Raw genomic sequence first — 19343 nt, 5'->3', positions numbered from 1 at the left:
TGAACACCCCCATTAGGTCGGATTGGTGTCCAACTTCTTGGGGGCAGTCCACTGGAGCGTGCGGAACGATAGGCGTCCACACGCCACTATGCCGGAGCGTGCGGAACGATAGGCGTCCTCAAGACACCGATCGTGCCCATGCTCCGCTTGGGCATGCCTTTCCGGACGCTCTGCGTCCTATCCTGCACAGGCAGCACGTTACTGCGATTCACCGACAATCTGGCGAATCGCGCTGACGAATACCTCGACCGGCTGACCGCCCGAGACGGCATACTGGTCGTTGAAGACCATGGTCGGCACGGAGGTGATACCGCGAGACGTCCAGAGCTGCTCGGCCTCGCGAACCTCGGCGGTGTATTCGTCACTGCCCAGGATGGCCTGAGCACGCAGACGGTCCAGGCCGACCTTCTGCGCCACAGCTGCCAGAGTCTGGTGATCGGACGGGTCTTTCAGGTCGCTGAAATACGCCTCGAACAGCGCCGGCTTCAACGCGTGCTGCTTGCCTTGCTGTTCGGCCCAGTGCAGCAGGCGATGGGCATCGAACGTGTTGTAGATACGCCGCTCGCCGCTGGCAAAGGTGAAGCCGAGTTCAGCACCGCGTTCACGGATGGTTTCGTGAATACCTTCGATCTGTTCCGGCGTGGAGCCGTACTTTTCGGCGATGTGTTCTTTGATGTCCTGCCCTTCGGCAGGCATGTTCGGGTTCAGCTCGAAAGGCTGGAAGTGAATGTGCGCTTGCACCTCATCCCCAAGTGCCTCCAGCGCCTGATCCAGCGCGCGCAGACCAATGACGCACCAGGGGCAGGAAACATCGGAGATGAAGTCGATCTTCAGTGCAGTTGTCATGTCGGCCCTTTTCGGTAAGCAAAGGTCACACGATACACCTCTGCCCATGCCTGACAACCGGGCCGGCTTACAACTGAGCCAGGCTGCGACCGTCTTCATGCTGAGCCTTCAGGTACGGCAGCACTGCACCGAGCAACGGGGCCTTGAAGGCCTCCTGAAAACGGTGCGCCAGCCCCGGAATCAGGCGCAGCTGGCTGCCCTGAATGTGCGCGGCCACATGCACACCATGCATGACCGGCAGCAGCGGGTCAGCCGTGCCATGAACCACCAGTACCGGCAGACGCAGACGGTTCAGCAGTTCCACGCGGCTGGGCTCGGCCAGAATCGCCATGATCTGGCGCTTCACACCCTCGGGATTGAACGCCCGGTCATAGGAAACAGCCGCCTGATGCAGCAATTGCTGGCGATCGTCCTTGACCTGCGGGCTGCCCAGCGCGGCAAGCAGATCGGCCTGTTGCTCGATCGCCACTTCCCGATTGGGCGCGCCGCGCCGCGCCAACAGTTGCATCAGCGCGGTACTGGGCATAGGCAAACCCTGCGCACCGGAACTGGTCATGATCAGCGTCAGGCTTTCGACCCGCGACGGCGCCAGATCGGCCAGATGCTGAGCGATCATGCCGCCCATGCTCGCGCCCAACACGTGAAACTGGCGAATCTGCAATGCATCCATCAGACCCAGTGCATCGTCGGCCATATCAGTCAACGAATAGGGTGCCGAGACAGGCAGGCCAAGTTTGTAACGCAGCACTTCGAACGTCAGATTGGCGTCCGCTGGCTGTTGCACCCACGAAGACAGACCCACATCGCGATTGTCGTAACGAATCACCCGATAGCCCTGCTGACACAACGCGACCACGACCTCATCCGGCCAGTGAATCAACTGCCCACCCAGCCCCATCACCAACAGCAAGGCAGGGTCGGACTCGCTGCCAATACTCTGGTAGGCAATCCGCACATCCTTGAGGTTGGCCATCTGTACAGGAACATCGGTATCACAACGATCGGCCGCAAAAGACGGCAAGCCGCACAGAAGCGCGGCCAGAAAAATTAAAACCCGCATGAAAAACACCAAAAAACAGAACCCCAGTAGGCCGCGAGTCTGATGATGTTTTTCCAAGCGCGCTGCCACACTTGCGTGACAGTTTGATGAATGGCGCTGAGCGGTCGTTAATCGGGTATTACATTACGCAGCGACCTGATCCGCCACCATCAGGTTTTCCCCAAAACGGGCGCGCGCTTCGAGCAACGATTCCTGATGCCAGTTCGAATGCGTATCGCACTCGCCCAGAGACAGAACCTTGTAAACCGGCAGACGATCAAACACCGGGGCCAGCAGCTCCGGTTCGGTCACGCTGTCCAGATGCAACCCTGCAACCGGCAGCAAGGCCGCGACACCCAGGTTGGGCCGCAGGTCACCGTGATAGAGGCCGATGAGCTTCTTCAACGGCGAATACTGAAGAATGTGATAGGCACGTTCGAAGGCGTTGCTCCATGCCAGCGGCAGGTCGAGCGCGAGGATCGGTTCGTCGATCTGAATCCACTCGACACCGCGCGCAGCCAGACGCCCGAAGATCTCGCCATACACCGGCAGCAGATGCTCCAGCAGGTCGAGGCGATCTACCTCGTCACCCTGAACGTCACTTAGCCAGAGCAGTGTCAGAGGACCGATCAATGCAGGTTTGCGGCCTTGTTCGCCTGCTTCAGCGACGCTCGCCAGCAAAGACGCCCAATCGGGCTGAAAACGCTGGTCGCGTTTCAGGTGTGGCACCTGCTGCGGGTAACGCGCCATCAACCAGGTGCGCAATTCGGCGCCCGTGGTCGTAACACCCTGATCCTGTTTCCAGAAAGCCTGCAGAGCGTGCTGCAGTTCACGGTCTGCGCCAATGTGAAAATAGTCCGGGTGTTGAGTCAGGGCCACGATGCGTCCTCCATAAAAGATGGGGCTATTGTCGACAGCTGACACAACATGAGACAAACTCATTTTTTTCGTGTTGATCACAAATACTGCTCATGGAGCACTGACCGTGCTTGAAATACGCCACCTCAAAACCCTGCATGCCCTGCGCGAGGCCGACAGCCTTGTGGAGGCAGCCGAGCGCCTGCATTTGACGCAGTCGGCGCTGTCCCATCAGTTGAAGGAACTGGAAGAGCGCATGGGCATGCCGCTGTTTGTACGCAAGACCAAACCGGTGCGCTTTACCAGCGCCGGTTTGCGCCTGCTGCAACTGGCCGACTCCATCCTGCCGCAACTGCGCAGTGCCGAGCGCGACATCGCCCGACTGGCCGGTGGTACGGCGGGACGCCTGCACATGGCAATCGAGTGCCACAGCTGTTTTCAGTGGCTGATGCCGACCATCGACCAGTTCCGCGATGCCTGGCCCGAGGTCGAACTGGACCTGTCTTCCGGTTTCTCGTTCGCGCCCTTGCCTGCCCTGGCGCGTGGCGATCTGGACCTGGTGGTGACCTCCGACCCGCTGGAATTGCCGGGCATCACCTACGTGCCGCTATTCACCTATGAAGCGATGCTGGCGGTGGCCAATCAACATGCATTGGCAACCAGGCCCTACATCGTCCCGGAAGACTTGCTGACTGAAACGCTGATCACTTACCCGGTGGAACGCGACCGGCTGGACATCTTCACGCGCTTTCTGGAACCCGCCGACATCGAACCGGCACAGGTACGAACATCAGAGTTGACGGTGATGATGATGCAACTGGTCGCCAGCGGGCGCGGGGTCTGCGGCATGCCGCACTGGGCGCTGCATGAATACAGCTCACGCGGCTATGTGAAGGCCAAGCGGTTGGGCGAGAAAGGACTGTTTGCGACGCTCTATGCCGGTATCCGCGCCGACATGCTCGACGCACCGTACATGCGCGATTTCCTGCTGACCGCCAAGGACACCTCGTTCTCGACGCTGGACGGGGTAAGTGTGGTTCGCTGACAGTGCCGTCCTGCACCACGATGCAGGACGACTGCGCCGTTCAGCCGCGTGCTGCCTGCCGCTTCAGATAGAGCGGCAGGATCAGATCGCGGGTCAACGGGGCCAGTTGCAAACCCGCATGACTGTCCGCGTCAACCCACAGTACTTCCTCGATCTCGGCGGCAGGCACTGCCTGAGCGCTGGTCCTGACCTCATACAACTGACAGTTGACCTCGAAACCGGGCTCGTTGGCGGCGGGGGCCGTGAACTCACCGAGAAACACCGCCTGCGCCGGATCGACGATAAGCCCGAGCTCTTCTTCGAGTTCTCTGGCCAAGGCTTGCGCTGCCGGTTCACCGGGCTCGATCTTGCCGCCCGGCTGCATGAAGGCCTGGGTACCGCGCTTGCGCACCAGCAGGGTCCGGCCATCTGCACCGATCAGCAGCGCCGCCGCGATGCGGATGATCTTCATGGAAAGATCTCCGTTTTCAGCAGCCGCGCCTGATCAGCCCGTTCCAGCGCCAGAACGATCAGGCGATGGATCAGTTCGGCATACGACAGACCGCTGGCCTGCCAGAGCTTGGGGTACATGCTGATCGAGGTGAAGCCCGGCAGCGTGTTGACCTCGTTGATGATGATGTCGCGCCCTTCGGTGACGAAGAAATCGACCCGCGAGAGCCCTGCGCAGCCCAGCACCTTGTACGCCTGCAACGCGACGTCACGCACCTGATCACTCAGATCGGCGGGCAGCTCGGCGGGAATGGCGATGCGTGCCTGATCGCCATTCAGGTACTTGGTGTCGTAGGCATAGAATTCATCGTTGGCAATCACTTCGCCACAGACACTGACCTGCGCATCGAAGTTACCCAATACCGCGCACTCCACTTCCCGGCCAACGATGCCCTGCTCGATCAGCAGCTTGTGATCGAACTCGAAACCCAGCGCCAGTGCTGCCGCGAAACCGGCCTCGTCAGACACCTTGCTCACGCCCACCGATGAACCCTGGTTGGCCGGCTTGACGAACATCGGCAGCCCCAACTGGTCGGCAGCCTCCGTGAAAGAAAGGCTCTCTCCACGCGACAGGACCCTGAACGGCGCGACGGCAATGCCCGCATCGCGCAGCAGACGCTTGGTCACGTCCTTGTCCATGCAGGCCGCAGAGGACAGCACATCGGCGCCGACAAAAGGCACGGCCAGCATGCGCAGCAGACCCTGCAACGCGCCGTCTTCACCAAAAGCGCCGTGGATCAGCGGGAATACCACATCGATGGCTGCCAGTGGCTGGCCTGACTCGACGTCGACAAACTGCCCGCCGATACTGCCCGGCAGCAAGGACAATGGCTTGCCTGATGCGCTTAGTTTGATCCGTGCAGGATCAGTGGCATTAAGCAGGTAATCGGCTTCGTCGAAATGCAGCCAGCGGCCCAGCTTGTCGACGCCGATCAGGGTCAGCGCATAGCGTTCACGATCAATCGCATTGATCACGTTGCGTGCCGACTGCAACGAAACCTCATGCTCGCTGGATTGCCCACCGAAAACGATGGCGACTGACTTTTTCAAAGCGGTTACTCCTGTTTTTCAGGCCGCGAAGATAAAAGCAATGTCGGCTGTTAGTCCAGTAGATGATTGGCCGTTGGCCTGAAATTCAGACAAAAAAATCCCGGTCGTGGGCAATCCATGCGAAATGCCCACGACCGGGAGGTCAAACCACTCATTGAGCGGCTGCGGTTTCTTTCTTGCCAGCAGAGCCAAAGGTGGCGAAACGCTTGTTGAAACCCGCGATCCGGCCTTCGGTGGTGGCCTTGCGCTGCTGCCCGGTGTACATCGGGTGCGAGGCACTGGAAACGTCGAGCGCAACATAAGGATAGGTAGTGCCGTCGGTGTGCTGTTGCGTGCGGTCCGTGTCTACGGTCGAACCGATCAGAAAGTAGGCGTCGGCAGCGGTGTCGTGGAACAGCACGGTGCGGTATTGAGGATGGATATCGGGTTTCATCGTGATCTCTCCGGTGAGTTGATGGAATAGTTATACAGTAACATAACGGAAGATGAGAATGACTGCTGTTGATTGCCATCATTGGTGAGGTTGATCGAACACGCACACGGTGCCGCTGTCGGCGTAAAGTCGCCGGGCCGCTTGAGCCAGAGACATTCTGTAATAGCGCGCCTTTGCAATTGCCCTCGATTAGCGGCACCCTGCCGCGCCGCCGAACGTCACTGGTCGCCGGCCAGGAACCTGAGCCTCTGTGGCCTATCTTTACTCATTCGCACTTTCAAGAGTCCACCGTTATGAATAACGGACGCGATCATCGAATCGACTTCTTTCGCGGCCTGGCGCTGATCTTCATCTTCTGGGATCACGTGCCGGACAATCCCCTGGCGCAACTGACCGTACGCAACTTCGGCTTCAGCGACGCAGCGGAAATCTTCGTTTTCCTCGCCGGTTACGCGTCGATCCTGGCCTACGGACGGATCGCCCGACGTGACGGCATGCTGGTGGCTGGCGTGCGAATCCTGCGCCGGACCTGGGTGCTGTATGTGGTGCATATCTTTCTGCTGACCCTGCTGATGGGCATCGTCTTCGTCGCCAACAACCACGTCGAGACGCGCGACATGGTCCAGCAGATGGGCCTTGAATACTTTGTCGGCAACCCGCAACAGGCATTGGCCGATGAACTGCTGCTGCGCTTCAAACCCAACCTGACCGACCCGTTGCCGCTGTATATCGTGCTGTTGCTGACTTTGCCGCTGACCTTGCCACTGATGCTGCGCAAACTCGAAGTGGCAGTCGGCCTGTCGATTGCCCTGTACCTGATGGTGCCGTTACTGGGCTGGAACCTGCGCGCCTACGAAGGCGGCGGTGTCTGGTACTTCAACCCGGTGGCCTGGCAGCTGCTGTTCGTGCTCGGCGGTGCGTGCGCGTTGCGCAGCGAAACAGCCACGACAGCTGAGCGCCCTCCGTTGCGCCAGCAACCCTTGTTCATGCTGGCCGCCATCTACGTGCTGATCGCATGCATCCTGACCTTCAGCGAAAAATGGCCCGGGCTGCACGCCGCGCTGGTCTCCAGCCTGCACCTTGAAAGCCTTTACCCGATCAGCAAGACCGACCTTGCGCCCGTCCGGTTACTGCACTTCCTTGCCCTGGTCTACGTCGTCGCCCGACTGCTGCCAACCTCAAGCACCTGGCTGGAAAACTGGCCCGCGCGCCAGACCTGTCGCATGGGCCGCTATTCACTGGAAGTCTTTTGCCTGGGCGTCCTGCTCGCGCCACTGGCAGACATGGCCAATGCACTGGCAGGCGATACATGGCCCATGCAAGTGACCACGGCGATTGTCGGGTTGGGGTTAATGATGCTGATGGCCAATGGGCTGGAGTTGAATAAACGCCTGGGGACATCGCCACACCTGTTGCCAACTTGAGAACAGCGTCACGTTTGCATGCCCTCTCGGAGATTTCCTACTGGTTTGTCAGGCCAAGTTTTTCAGGAACTGGCCGCTATTCGGTATGAGACCAAAGAGAGGGCAATGCTTTGAACATAAATGGAATTCCAAATCCGGCAAACATCCCGCAACAGTCCGCGTTGGTAACCGGTGTTAAGAACGTTGATCCGACAGAAGACATCAGTCTTCAAGAGGCCATTGCATCTGACGAAAAAGCGACAGAAAAAAATGTATTCTATGACGATCAGAAAGAGCCGTGGTTATTGGAGTCGATCAACGAACACATCACAAACAGGCTTGACTACGTAGCTCACAAAAAGAGACTCGACGTGCTGGAGCTTGCGCTGGTAAATGTCACCTATGATAGCTTTCGAAAAGAACTGCAAGAAACCCACCCCGACATTGCACGTAAAAACTTTGGCTTCACACTGACCGAAAGTGCATCCATCAAGATAATTGACTACGATAACAGCCTGACTGCAAACGACACATCAGTTCTTACCCACGCCATCAACGAGTTCAGAGAACTCAAGGAGCAAATACAACATCATGCAAAGACCATCATGACCCTGGTGGACCACGACCATGAAACATTTGGCGGCCGATATAAGCTGGATATCAGTAATTTTCAAGACGTGATCGACTATGGCAAGATCATGAACACCAGCGTACAAAAAATGCAGGACGAATGGATAAATCAAGTTCAAAGTAATGCTGAAAAACGGGACTTCTCGTATATTTCGTTGGCGGTATGAAACATCAGTCTGGCGAGACAAATGATTCGCCAGGCTGAGTTAGACGTTAACCGCGAGGAGCAACAGCTCGTACAACGGTTTGTGTGCAAATATGCCCCATAAAGACGATACGAGGGGTCGCTGTCATTGGCCCCAACGAAAAAATATGCACGATATAACCAGCAATTTTGTAGTAACTCCGTCATGTATTAAAACATCTTTTTTTGTGCACAAAGTCTTGGGCCTCCAAGCCTCCGCAGCAGCGTCCGAACTCGATACACTGAGAGGCATAGCCGTTGGAGTCGCTTATTGCAATCATGCCCATAGGTATTCTCAAAAATTATGCAGAGGCAGGTTGCTACTGACAACATCGACGCAATAGATATTGAATCAATTAGTCAACCCTTCGCGCTGAAAATACAGAAACCTCCTACAAAAAACTATCCCATCTGCATTCTAGGAAAAGTCCTACGCAACAAACAGGAAAAGTTTTTCAGCGCAATGCCGTTAGAGAGTTGTCACCAACAGCGAAGGGCGTTTCAAAATGAACATCAACTCCCCTACCAACACTATTTATAAGCAGCCATTTCCCCGCCAAATAACCTCACTAGAGGCACGCCCAGAAAAAGATGCTCAAACGGTCGAAAAACAACGCAACCCTAATGAAGAATTCTACCGCTATGAGGACTCTCCGTGGCTAACAAAAAACTCAAGAGGTGAAATCGCATCATTCTACAAGAGGCTTCCCAAAGAAGATATTGATGACCTTAGAGACAAATACCTGAAGGAGCTAATTAAAACATCGAACGCAGAAATGTGCCGCATGTTCGACAATTACCACGAATTCAAACAACAGCTTCCTTATTTAAATTTGGAGCTGTCAAATAAGCATTTTGGTTTCACACTGGGTTTCAACGAGGCCATTCAGGTTACAGATCCCGACGGTGTACTCACCCCCGCAGAATTCACCTACCTGACCGAGAAGTTGAACGAGCGCCAGTCACTGAAAGACGACCTACGAAAGAATGCTAAAAGCGTCATGGAACTCGTAGACCAATATACGGAAAAGCTTGACAACCGCCACACGCTTAACCTGGAGAATTACAGCAAGATTATTGACTACGGACAGGTATTCAGCCGCAACCACATCGGCAATTTCATCAACACGATTCTTTATCAAGTGGAGCGTAATGCGCCGAAGCGTGAGGATGAGCACAGGTCCATAATTGACATTCACGCTTGATTTATACACGATTAGGACTCTACAGAGCCCTAATCTTTCAGCAACAGGAAAAGGCATTTTTTGTCAGGCGCGGCAGCCTTGCTTGCAGAAATGGAAAATATTCTGCCTGGATATTTCCAGGCAGAATATTTAAGCTTAGATCAATTCCTGGACCAATTAGTTAACCACCGCTTGCAAATATGACCGAAATTATATTTGTGCGGCTTGTCAGCCAATTGTTCCGGCAGCACATTTTTAGCCCAGTAGGATTTTGATTGATAGCGTGTACTCCAAGTTTCTCTTCCGTTTTCGCTGTAATGAGTAAAGTTATCAGCAAGCTTTCCGCCTTCACATCGGCCGAACGTTATCAACTGCATGATCTTCCCAGAACTGTCCGAGGTATACGTCACACCAGCGTCGCTTTCTACACCTAGAAAAAAGTCTAGCACCCCGCCCTCTAATGGAAAAGCTTTGCTGTCTGTAAAGGTAGCTTCCAGCATGGCATTTGTAAGTGCTTGAGTCGCCAAAAAAGGAGGATCGGTAAAACCATACGGAATCAATCTGAAGCCTTTCTCATGGTGCAAGTCATACTGCATATGAGGAAAAGAGCCAAATACTACTTTATAGTCAGCCGTATCAAACTTGGCACCGTCAGTTGCAACGATACGTATATTGACTTGCGAACCAGGGTTGAGCGCTTTGATTCTCTCTGCCGATGAGTGACGCTTGGACTGCCATTGCCCGCCGTCCACCTGATACTCAAGCCGCCATTTCTGGTTATAGTCTCTGTCCGGCGTCGTAATCAAAACATTCTGGCCGCGTACTGCAGTGAATCCATACTGATGGACCGCCGTTGTGCTTTCCAGAACATTACTGATCTGATGAATCTTGTCCGACAGCACCACAGGAATCGAATGATTTTGGTTTTGTGCAGTCTGCTCCGACGGCATGGGCGGTTCAGTGATAACTGGTGCCACCTCTACTTGCGCCATTGCATGGCAAGACATTGCCAATAATAGCCCGGACACAAACGTACGACCCGCCCTGCTCTTCTTGTATTTCATTTTATTGATCTCGATAGTAGTGATTGATTACCCAGGGCATCATTGCCACTGACAAAATCGGACGTAATCAACTGTTACCTCCAAGATCAAGCGCTTGAAACAATTATCGGAAAGGTCTTACAAATAACTGATCAGACTTTAAAAACTAAAAGCCAGTTTGAAAACTGCTTCACGAACGCCTGTCCATGACCGATCCCCTTTCAATCAGGCTTGGTGCCTGAAGAAGCAACCCGCGGGCTAGGCTCGTCTAAGCAGCCCCTCCGAGCGGCTCGAAAACCACCAGACAATTCCCTCCCACAATCCCATCCAGCGTCTAAGCTTGGGTCAGGTGCTTTGACAGGATGACCGGACAATCGACTATGGGCGCATTTCGGCATTCCGATAGCAAGCAAGAGACGCTATCCGCTGATCGTGAGGATGATCCTCGTACGCCCAAATATCCGCGTCGCAAGCGATACGGATGGCGGGTGTTCTGGGTCGTGGTGGTGTTGGCAGGGGTTGCATTGGGCGTGGCGGTGGCGGTGGAGAGCAGGACCTCCAGGCTTCAGGCGCGGGAATTCAGCCGCTTTGCCGCGAGCCTGGGTTATTCAATGCAGTCCGGACCTAGTCATGACGTGGTGTATCCCGGTGACGGGCCGTTCGACCGGCGCCTGGGCTATTCATCCATGGATGAATTCCTCTCGCGCCTGCTCAAGCGCGATTATGTGATTACGCGTCAGACCCGGTTTTCGCCGGAACTGTTGCGTTACGTCCGGCATGGTTTTTTCGTGCCTTACGAGGAAAAAACCCAGGCCGGGCTGTCGATCACCGATTGCCGAAACGAGCCGCTGTACGAGTTCAGATACCCACAGCAGTTTTATCCGACCTTCGCCGCCATTCCGCCGATGCTGGTGAACAGTCTGCTGTTTATCGAAAACCGTGATCTGCTTGATCCGCAGCAGCCCATGGCCAACCCTGCGGTGGACTGGCCACGTTTTGTCAAAGCCGCCTGGTCGCAACTGGCGAAGATGTTTGCCCTCCCCGGCCAGTCGGCTGGGGGCAGCACGCTGGCCACTCAGCTGGAAAAATACCGTCACTCCCCAGACGGACTGACGCTGTCGGGTTCGGAAAAGCTGCGGCAGATGATTTCCGCCAGCGTTCGCGCCTATCAGCCAGGGACCGAGACACTCGCCGTGCGCCAGCGAGTGGTGCGTGACTACCTGAACAGCGTGCCGCTGTCTGCGGTGCCGGGGCATGGCGAGGTGCATGGTCTGGCCGAAGGACTGCGGGTGTGGTTCGGCGCAGACTTCGGTAAAACCAACGAGATACTGGCTTCGAATCCGGGCAATAAACAGGCGCTGGCCGACAAGGCGCTGGCGCTGCGTGAAGTGCTCTCACTGGTAATCGCCCAACGTCGCCCGTCGCACTATCTGGCCAAGGGACGCCAGGAATTGGCAGAGCTGACCGACAGCCACATCCGCCTGCTGGCCCAGGCCAACGTCATCGACCGACCGCTGGCCGATGCCGCGCTGGCAGCCCAGGTCACCTACCGCGACTGGGCGCAGCAACCGACCCTGCAGCCCATCGAAACCAATAAGGGCATCAGTGTCGCGCGCACTCGCCTGTCGAATCTGCTCAATCGCCCGCTTTACGACCTCGACCGTCTCGACCTGTCCGCCACCAGCACCCTGCATGGCGAATTGCAGCGCAGCGTCAGCCAGTACCTGCGTGACCTGGCCAACCCTGAGTTTGCCGCAAAGACCGGTTTGATGGGCGAGCGCCTGTTGACCCCGGCCAGCACAACGCAGGTGCGCTACAGCTTCACGCTGTTTGAACGCAGCGTGGATGGCTCGCGGGTCAGGGTCCAGACCGACAGCACCGATCAGCCGTTCGATATCAACGAAGGCAGCAAGCTGGAGCTGGGCTCGACGGCGAAGATGCGCGTGCTGACGACGTATCTGGAGATCATCGCCGAGTTGCATGGGCGCTATTCGGGCTTGAGCCCTGCGCAGTTGCGCAAAGTCCCGGTCGAGGAACCGGATCGGCTGACCCGTTGGGCGGTGGATTATCTGCTGCTGAACAAGGACCGTGACCTGGCGAAGATGCTTTCGGCCGCACTCGACCGCACCTATTCGGCCAGCCCCGCAGAAGCGTTCTTCACCGGTGGCGGCATGCACCGTTTCAATAATTTCCGGCGCGAAGACAACGAGCGGATTCCGACCCTGCGCGAGTCGCTGCGTGAGTCGATCAACCTGCCGTTCATTCGTCTGATGCGCGATGTGGTGCGCTACAGCACCTATCAGGCGCCCAACAACAGCGCCGAGCTGCTCAAGGATGATGACAACCCGCGCCGCCAGGAATACCTGGCGCAGTTTGCCGACCGCGAAGGCACGGTATTCCTGCTGCGCTTCTGGAAACGCTACAAGGAAAAGACCACGCAGGAGCGGCTCGACACCTTCCTCGACGGCATTCACCCGACGGCGATCCGCCTGGCTGCGGTACACCGTTACCTGTTGCCGGGCGCTGATCAGGGCGCATTCAACGCGTTCATCCGCGCCCACCTGGAGGAGCCGAGGGCGAACTCGAAACTCACCGACAAACGTCTCGCCGATCTGTACCAGAGTTACGGTCCGGGCACTTATGACCTGCCCGATCAAGGCTACATCGCCCGCGTCCATCCGCTGGAACTGTGGCTGGTAGGCTACCTGCTCAAGCACCCGGAAGCACAGTTCAAGGACGCGGTGGCCGCCAGTCGTTACGAACGTCAGGAAGTCTATGGCTGGCTGTTCAAGAGTCGCCACAAAGGCGCTCGCGACAGCCGGGTGCGGACCATGATGGAGGTCGAAGCGTTTCTGGACATCGAGCAACGCTGGCAGCGCGTGGGTTATCCGTTCGACCATCTGGTGCCTTCGCTGGCGACGGCTATCGGCAGCTCGGGAGACCGTCCGGCGGCGCTTGCCGAGCTGATCGGCATCATCCAGAACGACGGTATCCGCCTGCCTGCGGTGCGCATCGACAGTCTGCACTTTGCCGCCGACACGCCTTATGACACTCAACTGAGCATCAACCCGGAGCTGGGCAAGCGTGTGTTGCCATCGGAAGTCGCCGCGGCAATGCGCGAGGCCTTGTCGCAAGTGGTGGACGGCGGCACGGCCAAACGCGTGCAAGGCACGTTCAAGATGCAGGACGGCAGTGTGCTGGCGATGGGCGGCAAGACCGGCACCGGCGACAACAGGATCGAAAGCGTCGGTGCCGGCGGGCGCATTCTCAGCTCAAGGGCGATCAACCGCACGGCGACTTTCGTGTTTTATATCGGCGACAACCACTTTGGCGCGCTCACGGCGTTCGTACCGGGACGCGCTGCCGAGGGCTTTCGTTTCACCTCGGCGTTGCCAGTGCAGGTGCTCAAAGGCATGGCACCGATCCTGACGCCTTACCTGGAAAACCACGGACAGGCGATGTGCAATGCCCCGCTCGCCGATGCGCCCAAAGGTGTCTGAGCGGCAATGACCGCTCGTCTGCCAGCTCTGTGATCACAACAAGATATATCTTAAGTTATATCTAACTTGTAACCAGAGAGCAAAAACATGCGTGAAGATAAACATCCACCCCATCATCGTCCGCCGCATCTTCGTGAAGCAGGTGAAGATCGCGACGGTTTTGAAAAACGTCCTGGCCGCGAACGCGGTGGACGTGGCCCACGGGTTTTCGCCCCTGGCGATCTGAAATTGCTGCTGTTGGCGTTGATCGCCGAACAGCCCGCCCACGGCTATGACCTGATCCGCAAGATCGAAGGTTTGTTCGAGGGAGCGTACTGCCCCAGCCCCGGCGTTATCTACCCCACCCTGACATTCCTTGAAGAAAGCGAAATGGTGGCCGGCGATGCCCAGGCCGGCAAGAAGCTCTACACCGTCACCGATGCGGGTCGCCAATCCCTGGAAGATCAGGCCGTGGCGCTGGAAGGTGTGCGCATGCGCATCGATGTCAGCAAGCGCTCACTGCGCGGCCATGATCGTCCGCCGGAAATCCATGAAGCGGTGCACAACCTGCGCCACGCGCTGCAGATGCACCATGGCCGCTGGAGCCCGGAAGAGATTCTGCGGGTCAGCGAACTGCTCAACAGCACGGCCAGGGCGGTCGTCGATGGGCCCCAACCTGCCTCGGAGGAGTCGGCATGAATTCACAGCAGTCAATCCATCGTGTCATGCATGAAATCAAGCGACGCAAGCTGCAGGTGGTGCGGGTCACGGAACTGACCCCCCTGATGCGCCGCATTACCTTGCAGGGGCCGGAGCTGGCGGGTTTCATCAGCCTGGGCACGGATGACCACGTCAAACTGTTCTTCCCGCAGACGGCAGAACAACAGGCCGCGCTGGAAAACCTCAACCCTGCCGGCGACAAGGACACGCCGCGCCCGCCGATGCGCGATTACACGCCGCGTCGCTACGACGAAAAAACCGGGGAACTGGATATCGATTTCGTGCTGCATGGCGAAGGCCCGGCGACCACTTGGGCCGCTCAGGCAGCGCCCGGGCAATTCCTGCACATCGCCGGGCCAAAGGGTTCGATGGTGGTGCCGGACATGTTCGACAGCTACCTGCTGATCGGCGACGAAACAGCCATTCCCGCCATCGCCCGACGCCTCGAAGCGCTGCCCGCCAACCGCGCTGCGCTGGTGGTGGTCGAGGTGGCCAACCCGCAGGAACAGCAGGTGTTCGACAGCGCCGCACAGGTCGACGTGATCTGGATTGTACGCGGCGAACAGAATCTGCTGGACGTCACGCGGCGCCTGGAGATGCCCGAGGGCAAGCTGTACGCCTGGGTCGCGACCGAATCCGCGCTGTCACGCAAGCTACGTCGTGTACTGCTCGACGAGTTCGGCCTGGAAGAGGAATTCGTCAAGGCTGCCGGTTACTGGAAGCTGGACAGCACTGAAGAATGAGCAGGACCGGGCGACTCACAGCGTGCGACGAGACGCCCGTTTATCGACGCCCAGCAACAACAATGCGATGAGCACGAAACCGAGCAGTACACCCAGCGCGTTGATGAATGCCTTCGGAAAACCGATCGTACCGACATCGATGAACGGGTACAGGTAATCACCGAACATGTGGCCCCGTAGCAGGACATAGGCGAAGTAGACGATCGGATAGATCGCCCAGAGCGCTACATGGCCCAGACGCAGCGCGCCCTTGGGCACGTACAGCCACCAGTAAATCACGAACGCCAGCGGCATTATGTCGTGCAGCAGTTCGTCGGCCACCCACTGCCAGCCTTCCGGGTGCCACAAGTGGCGCAACAGGATGTTGTAGGCGATGCCCACCAGCGCGATGCTTACCGCAATGCCGCCGCATACCACCGGATGCCGGAAGAACCGGTGGCCTGCCGACTGCTGTGTCGTCAGGGCGCAACTCAGCGCGACCGCTACAAGCATGTTGGTCAGTACGGTGAAGAAACTTGAAAAGCGTACCAGCCCACCCAGCAGACTGGCGTGATCGGCATAACGGCCAATCAGGATCAGGTAAAGCTGAATCACCAGTCCCGACCAGCCGAGGCAAGCGGCCACGAGGGCGTAATAGCGCTGTCCCTGCGCAGGTGGTGGATGTTCGCTGAGCATCAATCGGTATCCTTGAGTGCCGGCCTCCGTGCCAAGCTATTCTGGCGGGTCTGTTACCAGCCCTTGCTGCGATGCAACTTCACATACAGCGCTTCGACCTTCTCCCGCGCCCAGGGTGTCTTGCGCAGGAAGGTCAGACTGGACTTGATGCTCGGATCGCTTTTGAAGCAGCGAATATCGATGCGCTCGGCAAGGCCGGACCATTCGTAATGTTCGACCAGCGCGCTGAGGATCTGCTCCAGCGTGACGCCGTGCAACGGGTCAGAGTGAGGTGTTGTCATGATGAGCCTTGAAACGGATGAAGAAGAGACGAACCTGAACGGATCTCCGGAGTACGCAGGTGCGTTCCGAAAGTCTGCCATTGTAAGCGCCACGCCTTGATAAAACACAGTCGGCCTGCAGCACTATTGCCGGCCTCGCAATGATCCATGTCAGGTTTTTCGCTTTTAGAAAAATTGTTAGCGCCCTATCATTGCCGGGTTAAGGATTGAAGATTCCCCCTTCTGCAGATGTTCCTTCGGACAAAAGCCTATGCACGAATTCGGGCGGCAAGGGTCTACGACTCGATGACCGCGCGACCGAACGTGCAACCGCGCTTTGCCTGACGGTTTAATTCCACCGTCGGCGATTCGTCTCAACAAGCAGCTTCAAGGAATGGCGCCAAGGCAGGCGATGCTTAAAACAAGATGTCAATTACTTACTTCTCGCGGAGATTCGCATTATGAGCACTGACAGTGCTTCAAATAGAAATCGCCTGTTACCGACCCTGCTCGGGCTGGTGATCCTGTTGATGGGGCTGGCGTTGCTGGTCGGTGGCGCCCGACTGCTGCAACTGGATGGCTCGTTGTATTACCTGCTGGCCGGTATCGGTTTCGCCGTAACTGGCGTGTTGTTGATCACCGGTCGTGCGGCTGCGCTGGGCCTTTATGCACTGCTGCTGTTCGCGAGCACAGTCTGGTCGTTGTGGGAAGTCGGCCTCGACTGGTGGCAATTGGTGCCACGCCTGGCGCTGTGGTTCGCCCTGGGTATCGTGTTGCTGCTGCCATGGTTCCGCGAGCCGCTACTGCGCAACGGTCCGGCACGCATGGGCACCGGTGCACTGAGCATCGCTGTGGTGCTGGCCGGCCTGACCGCACTGGCAAGCCAGTTCACCAATCCGGGTCGTATCGAAGGCCAACTGGATCGCGAGACGGCTGGCACGACCAACACCGCCCCGGCGATGCCTGACGGCGACTGGCAGTCCTACGGCCGCACCGCGTTCGGTGACCGCTACTCGCCACTGGCGCAGATCACGCCGGAAAACGTCAACAAGCTGGAGCCGGCCTGGACCTATCGCACGGGTGACATTCCAGGGCCGAATGACCCGGGTGAAACCACTGCCGAGAACACGCCGCTCAAGGTCAACGGCATGCTCTACGTGTGCACGCCGCACAGTCAGGTGATCGCCCTTGACCCGGATTCGGGCAAGGAAATCTGGCGCTTCGATCCGAAGCTCAGCACTCAGAACGCTGCCAACTTCAAGGGTTGGGCGCACATGACCTGCCGTGGCGTCACCTATCATGACGACGCTGCCTATGCCGCCAGTGCCCCGGCGCAAAGCCCGACGGTCCCGGCTGCCGACGGCACGGCCACTGCCAGTGCTGCCTGCCCGCGCAGAATCTTCCTGCCGACTGCCGACACCCGTCTGATCGCGCTGAACGCCGACACCGGCAAGATGTGCGAAGACTTCGGCAACAAGGGTTCGGTTGACCTGACCGCCAACATGGGCACCTTCGCTCCGGGCGGCTACTACTCCACGTCGCCACCGGCGGTCACCAAGGACCTGGTGATTATCGGTGGCCACGTCACTGACAACGTTTCCATGGACGAGCCGTCCGGCGTGATCCGCGCCTATGACGTACACACTGGCCGTCTGGTGTGGAACTGGGACAGCGGCAATCCGGAAGAAACTGCGCCGATTGCCGAAGGCAAGATCTACACGCGCAACTCGCCGAATATGTGGTCCATGTTCAGCGTCGATGAAAAGCTCGGCATGATCTACCTGCCGATGGGTAACCAGACGCCTGACCAGTGGGGCGGCGACCGTACGCCAGAGTCCGAGAAGTACAGCGCGGGCCTGGTTGCACTGGACATCGCAACCGGCCGCGTGCGCTGGGACTACCAGTTCACTCACCACGACCTGTGGGACATGGACGTCGGAGGTCAGCCGACCCTGCTGGACATGAAAACCGCTGACGGCATCAAACCCGCCGTACTGGCGTCGACCAAGCAGGGCAGCATCTACGTGCTGGACCGTAGCACCGGCAAACCGATCGTGCCGATCAATGAAGTGCCGGTCCCGCAAGGCGCTGTTGCGGGCGATCACACCTCGCCAACCCAGCCCAAGTCCGACCTGAACTTCATGCCGCCGCCCCTTAAAGAGCGCGACATGTGGGGCGTGACACCGTTTGACCAGATGATGTGCCGGATCGACTTCAAGTCGCTGCGCTACGATGGTCCGTTCACCCCGCCTTCGCTGCAGGGTTCGATCGTTTATCCGGGCAACTTCGGTGTGTTCGACTGGGGTGGTATTTCCGTCGACCCGGTGCGTCAGATCGCCTTCGTCAATCCTAACTACATGGCTTTCCGTTCGAAGCTGGTGCCTTCTGCCGAAGTTGAAGGCGGCCCGGGCCGCAAGAGCGAAACCGAAGGCGTACAGCCGAACAAGGGCGCGCCTTATGGTGTGATCCTGGAAGCACTGCTGTCGCCGATGGGCCTGCCTTGCCAGGCACCTGCATGGGGTTACGTGGCGGCGGTCGACCTGACCACCCAAAAAACCATCTGGATGCACAAGAACGGCACCGTGCGCGACAGCTCGCCGATCCCGCTTCCGCTGACCATGGGCGTTCCAAGCCTGGGTGGTACGTTCACCACCGCCAGCGGCCTGGCGTTCATGAGCGCTACGCTTGACCAGTACCTGCGTGCTTACGACGTGCGTAACGGCAAGCAGTTGTGGGAAGCCCGCCTGCCAGCAGGTGCGCAAACCACCCCGATGACCTACACCGGCAAGGACGGTCAGCAATACGTGCTGGTCGTTGCAGGCGGTCACGGCTCACTGGGCACCAAACAGGGTGACTACGTGATGGCGTTCAAACTGCCTAAGTAATGCGTTGCTGAGGTCAATGAAAAGCGGCTACCGAGAGGTAGCCGCTTTTTTTTGTCGCCACTGAAACTTGATTTCAGTGGCGCCAGCTACCAGGCCGGGCTGCGGATCTGTGCGCTCTCCCAGACGATTATCGTTGCGCACGCTCCAGCGTGGGAATGCCGTTCCGGACGCTCTGCGTCCTCTCTTGAGTGTGCGGCGCAGCGCAGATCTGTGACGCGGAGCATTGGCACGATAGGGTTCACACGACTATCGTTCCGCACGCTCTGCGTGGGAATGCCGTTCCGGACGCTCTGCGTCCTCTCTTGAATATGCGGCGCGGCGCAGATCTGTGACGCGGAGCGTCACGAAATGCATGCCAACGCGGAGCATTGGCACGA

The 19343-nt window shown here is 57.9% G+C and carries 17 protein-coding genes and 1 pseudogene; 8 read left to right on the top strand and 10 right to left on the bottom strand.

What is annotated here, in order from left to right; translation table 11 throughout:
- Positions 1 to 198 precede the first annotated feature (198 nt).
- The 3 genes from QRN50_RS22025 to QRN50_RS22015 form a co-directional block, all read right to left on the bottom strand.
- Positions 199 to 846 (bottom strand): DsbA family oxidoreductase, encoded by a 648-nt coding sequence (locus tag QRN50_RS22025; protein WP_096127054.1) that lies wholly within the window; start codon positions 844 to 846, stop codon positions 199 to 201.
- Between the two features lie 67 nt (positions 847 to 913).
- A complete protein-coding gene (locus tag QRN50_RS22020) occupies positions 914 to 1906 on the bottom strand; it encodes an alpha/beta fold hydrolase (RefSeq protein ID WP_096127057.1) in 993 nt (330 codons plus the stop codon).
- A gap of 123 nt (positions 1907 to 2029) precedes the next feature.
- Positions 2030 to 2764, bottom strand: a complete 735-nt coding sequence (locus QRN50_RS22015; RefSeq protein ID WP_003405407.1) for a 5-methyltetrahydropteroyltriglutamate--homocysteine methyltransferase — start codon at positions 2762 to 2764, stop codon at positions 2030 to 2032.
- Between the two features lie 106 nt (positions 2765 to 2870).
- Here QRN50_RS22015 and metR point away from each other — a divergent pair, with 106 nt between their 5' ends.
- Complete coding sequence (gene metR / locus QRN50_RS22010; protein WP_096127055.1) at positions 2871 to 3788, top strand: transcriptional regulator MetR; 918 nt, start codon at positions 2871 to 2873, stop codon at positions 3786 to 3788.
- Between the two features lie 40 nt (positions 3789 to 3828).
- Here metR and QRN50_RS22005 read toward each other — a convergent pair whose 3' ends face one another.
- From QRN50_RS22005 to QRN50_RS21995, 3 genes are all read right to left on the bottom strand, one after another.
- Positions 3829 to 4239 carry an NUDIX hydrolase gene (locus QRN50_RS22005; protein ID WP_058822665.1) on the bottom strand — a complete coding sequence of 137 codons (411 nt, stop codon included), beginning with the start codon at positions 4237 to 4239 and terminating at the stop codon, positions 3829 to 3831.
- Positions 4236 to 5327, bottom strand: coding sequence for a D-alanine--D-alanine ligase (ddlA, locus tag QRN50_RS22000; RefSeq protein ID WP_024660518.1), 1092 nt, complete (start codon positions 5325 to 5327; stop codon positions 4236 to 4238). The genes QRN50_RS22005 and ddlA overlap by 4 nt, the downstream gene beginning before the upstream one ends.
- 151 nt (positions 5328 to 5478) lie before the next feature.
- Entirely contained in the window at positions 5479 to 5760 is a 282-nt protein-coding gene (locus QRN50_RS21995) for a type B 50S ribosomal protein L31 (RefSeq protein ID WP_011268736.1), read from the bottom strand.
- 293 nt (positions 5761 to 6053) lie between these two features.
- On the opposite strand from QRN50_RS21995, the gene QRN50_RS21990 reads away from it, so the two are divergent.
- Positions 6054 to 7184: an OpgC domain-containing protein gene (locus tag QRN50_RS21990; RefSeq protein ID WP_024640870.1), complete on the top strand. Its 1131-nt coding sequence runs from the start codon at positions 6054 to 6056 to the stop codon at positions 7182 to 7184.
- Positions 7185 to 7294: 110 nt separating this feature from the next.
- Entirely contained in the window at positions 7295 to 7960 is a 666-nt protein-coding gene (locus QRN50_RS21985) for a hypothetical protein (RefSeq protein WP_024640869.1), read from the top strand.
- Between the two features lie 46 nt (positions 7961 to 8006).
- Here the strand turns inward: QRN50_RS21985 and QRN50_RS21980 are convergent.
- Positions 8007 to 8255, bottom strand: a pseudogene (locus tag QRN50_RS21980) (hypothetical protein); the annotation flags it as partial.
- A 228-nt stretch (positions 8256 to 8483) separates the two neighbouring features.
- On the opposite strand from QRN50_RS21980, the gene QRN50_RS21975 reads away from it, so the two are divergent.
- The gene (locus QRN50_RS21975) at positions 8484 to 9182 is read left to right on the top strand and encodes a hypothetical protein (RefSeq protein ID WP_003405391.1); all 699 of its coding nucleotides are present in this window, start codon (positions 8484 to 8486) and stop codon (positions 9180 to 9182) included.
- A 140-nt stretch (positions 9183 to 9322) separates the two neighbouring features.
- Here QRN50_RS21975 and QRN50_RS21970 read toward each other — a convergent pair whose 3' ends face one another.
- Entirely contained in the window at positions 9323 to 10225 is a 903-nt protein-coding gene (locus QRN50_RS21970) for a hypothetical protein (RefSeq protein WP_032620500.1), read from the bottom strand.
- Positions 10226 to 10584: 359 nt separating this feature from the next.
- On the opposite strand from QRN50_RS21970, the gene QRN50_RS21965 reads away from it, so the two are divergent.
- The 3 genes from QRN50_RS21965 to QRN50_RS21955 all read left to right on the top strand — a co-directional run bounded on the left by QRN50_RS21965 (position 10585) and on the right by QRN50_RS21955 (position 15146).
- Entirely contained in the window at positions 10585 to 13704 is a 3120-nt protein-coding gene (locus QRN50_RS21965) for a transglycosylase domain-containing protein (RefSeq protein ID WP_192873890.1), read from the top strand.
- Between the two features lie 87 nt (positions 13705 to 13791).
- Positions 13792 to 14382: a PadR family transcriptional regulator gene (locus QRN50_RS21960; protein WP_003405381.1), complete on the top strand. Its 591-nt coding sequence runs from the start codon at positions 13792 to 13794 to the stop codon at positions 14380 to 14382.
- Positions 14379 to 15146 (top strand): siderophore-interacting protein, encoded by a 768-nt coding sequence (locus QRN50_RS21955; protein WP_024660520.1) that lies wholly within the window; start codon positions 14379 to 14381, stop codon positions 15144 to 15146. Before QRN50_RS21960 ends, QRN50_RS21955 begins: the two co-directional genes overlap by 4 nt.
- A gap of 15 nt (positions 15147 to 15161) precedes the next feature.
- Here the strand turns inward: QRN50_RS21955 and QRN50_RS21950 are convergent, their stop codons facing one another.
- Together QRN50_RS21950 and QRN50_RS21945 are read right to left on the bottom strand one after the other, a co-directional pair.
- Positions 15162 to 15821 (bottom strand): Pr6Pr family membrane protein, encoded by a 660-nt coding sequence (locus QRN50_RS21950; RefSeq protein ID WP_011268743.1) that lies wholly within the window; start codon positions 15819 to 15821, stop codon positions 15162 to 15164.
- Positions 15822 to 15874: 53 nt separating this feature from the next.
- Entirely contained in the window at positions 15875 to 16102 is a 228-nt protein-coding gene (locus tag QRN50_RS21945) for a VF530 family protein (protein WP_003405366.1), read from the bottom strand.
- 440 nt (positions 16103 to 16542) lie between these two features.
- On the opposite strand from QRN50_RS21945, the gene QRN50_RS21940 reads away from it, so the two are divergent.
- Complete coding sequence (locus tag QRN50_RS21940) at positions 16543 to 18966, top strand: glucose/quinate/shikimate family membrane-bound PQQ-dependent dehydrogenase (RefSeq protein WP_011268745.1); 2424 nt, start codon at positions 16543 to 16545, stop codon at positions 18964 to 18966.
- Positions 18967 to 19343: the final 377 nt, after the last annotated feature.

This window comes from Pseudomonas sp. MEJ108, from assembly GCF_030208985.1.
Lineage (GTDB): Bacteria > Pseudomonadota > Gammaproteobacteria > Pseudomonadales > Pseudomonadaceae > Aquipseudomonas > Aquipseudomonas fragariae.
Note: the sequence above shows the minus strand (reverse complement) of the source record. Positions and strands in the feature narration are given on the sequence as shown.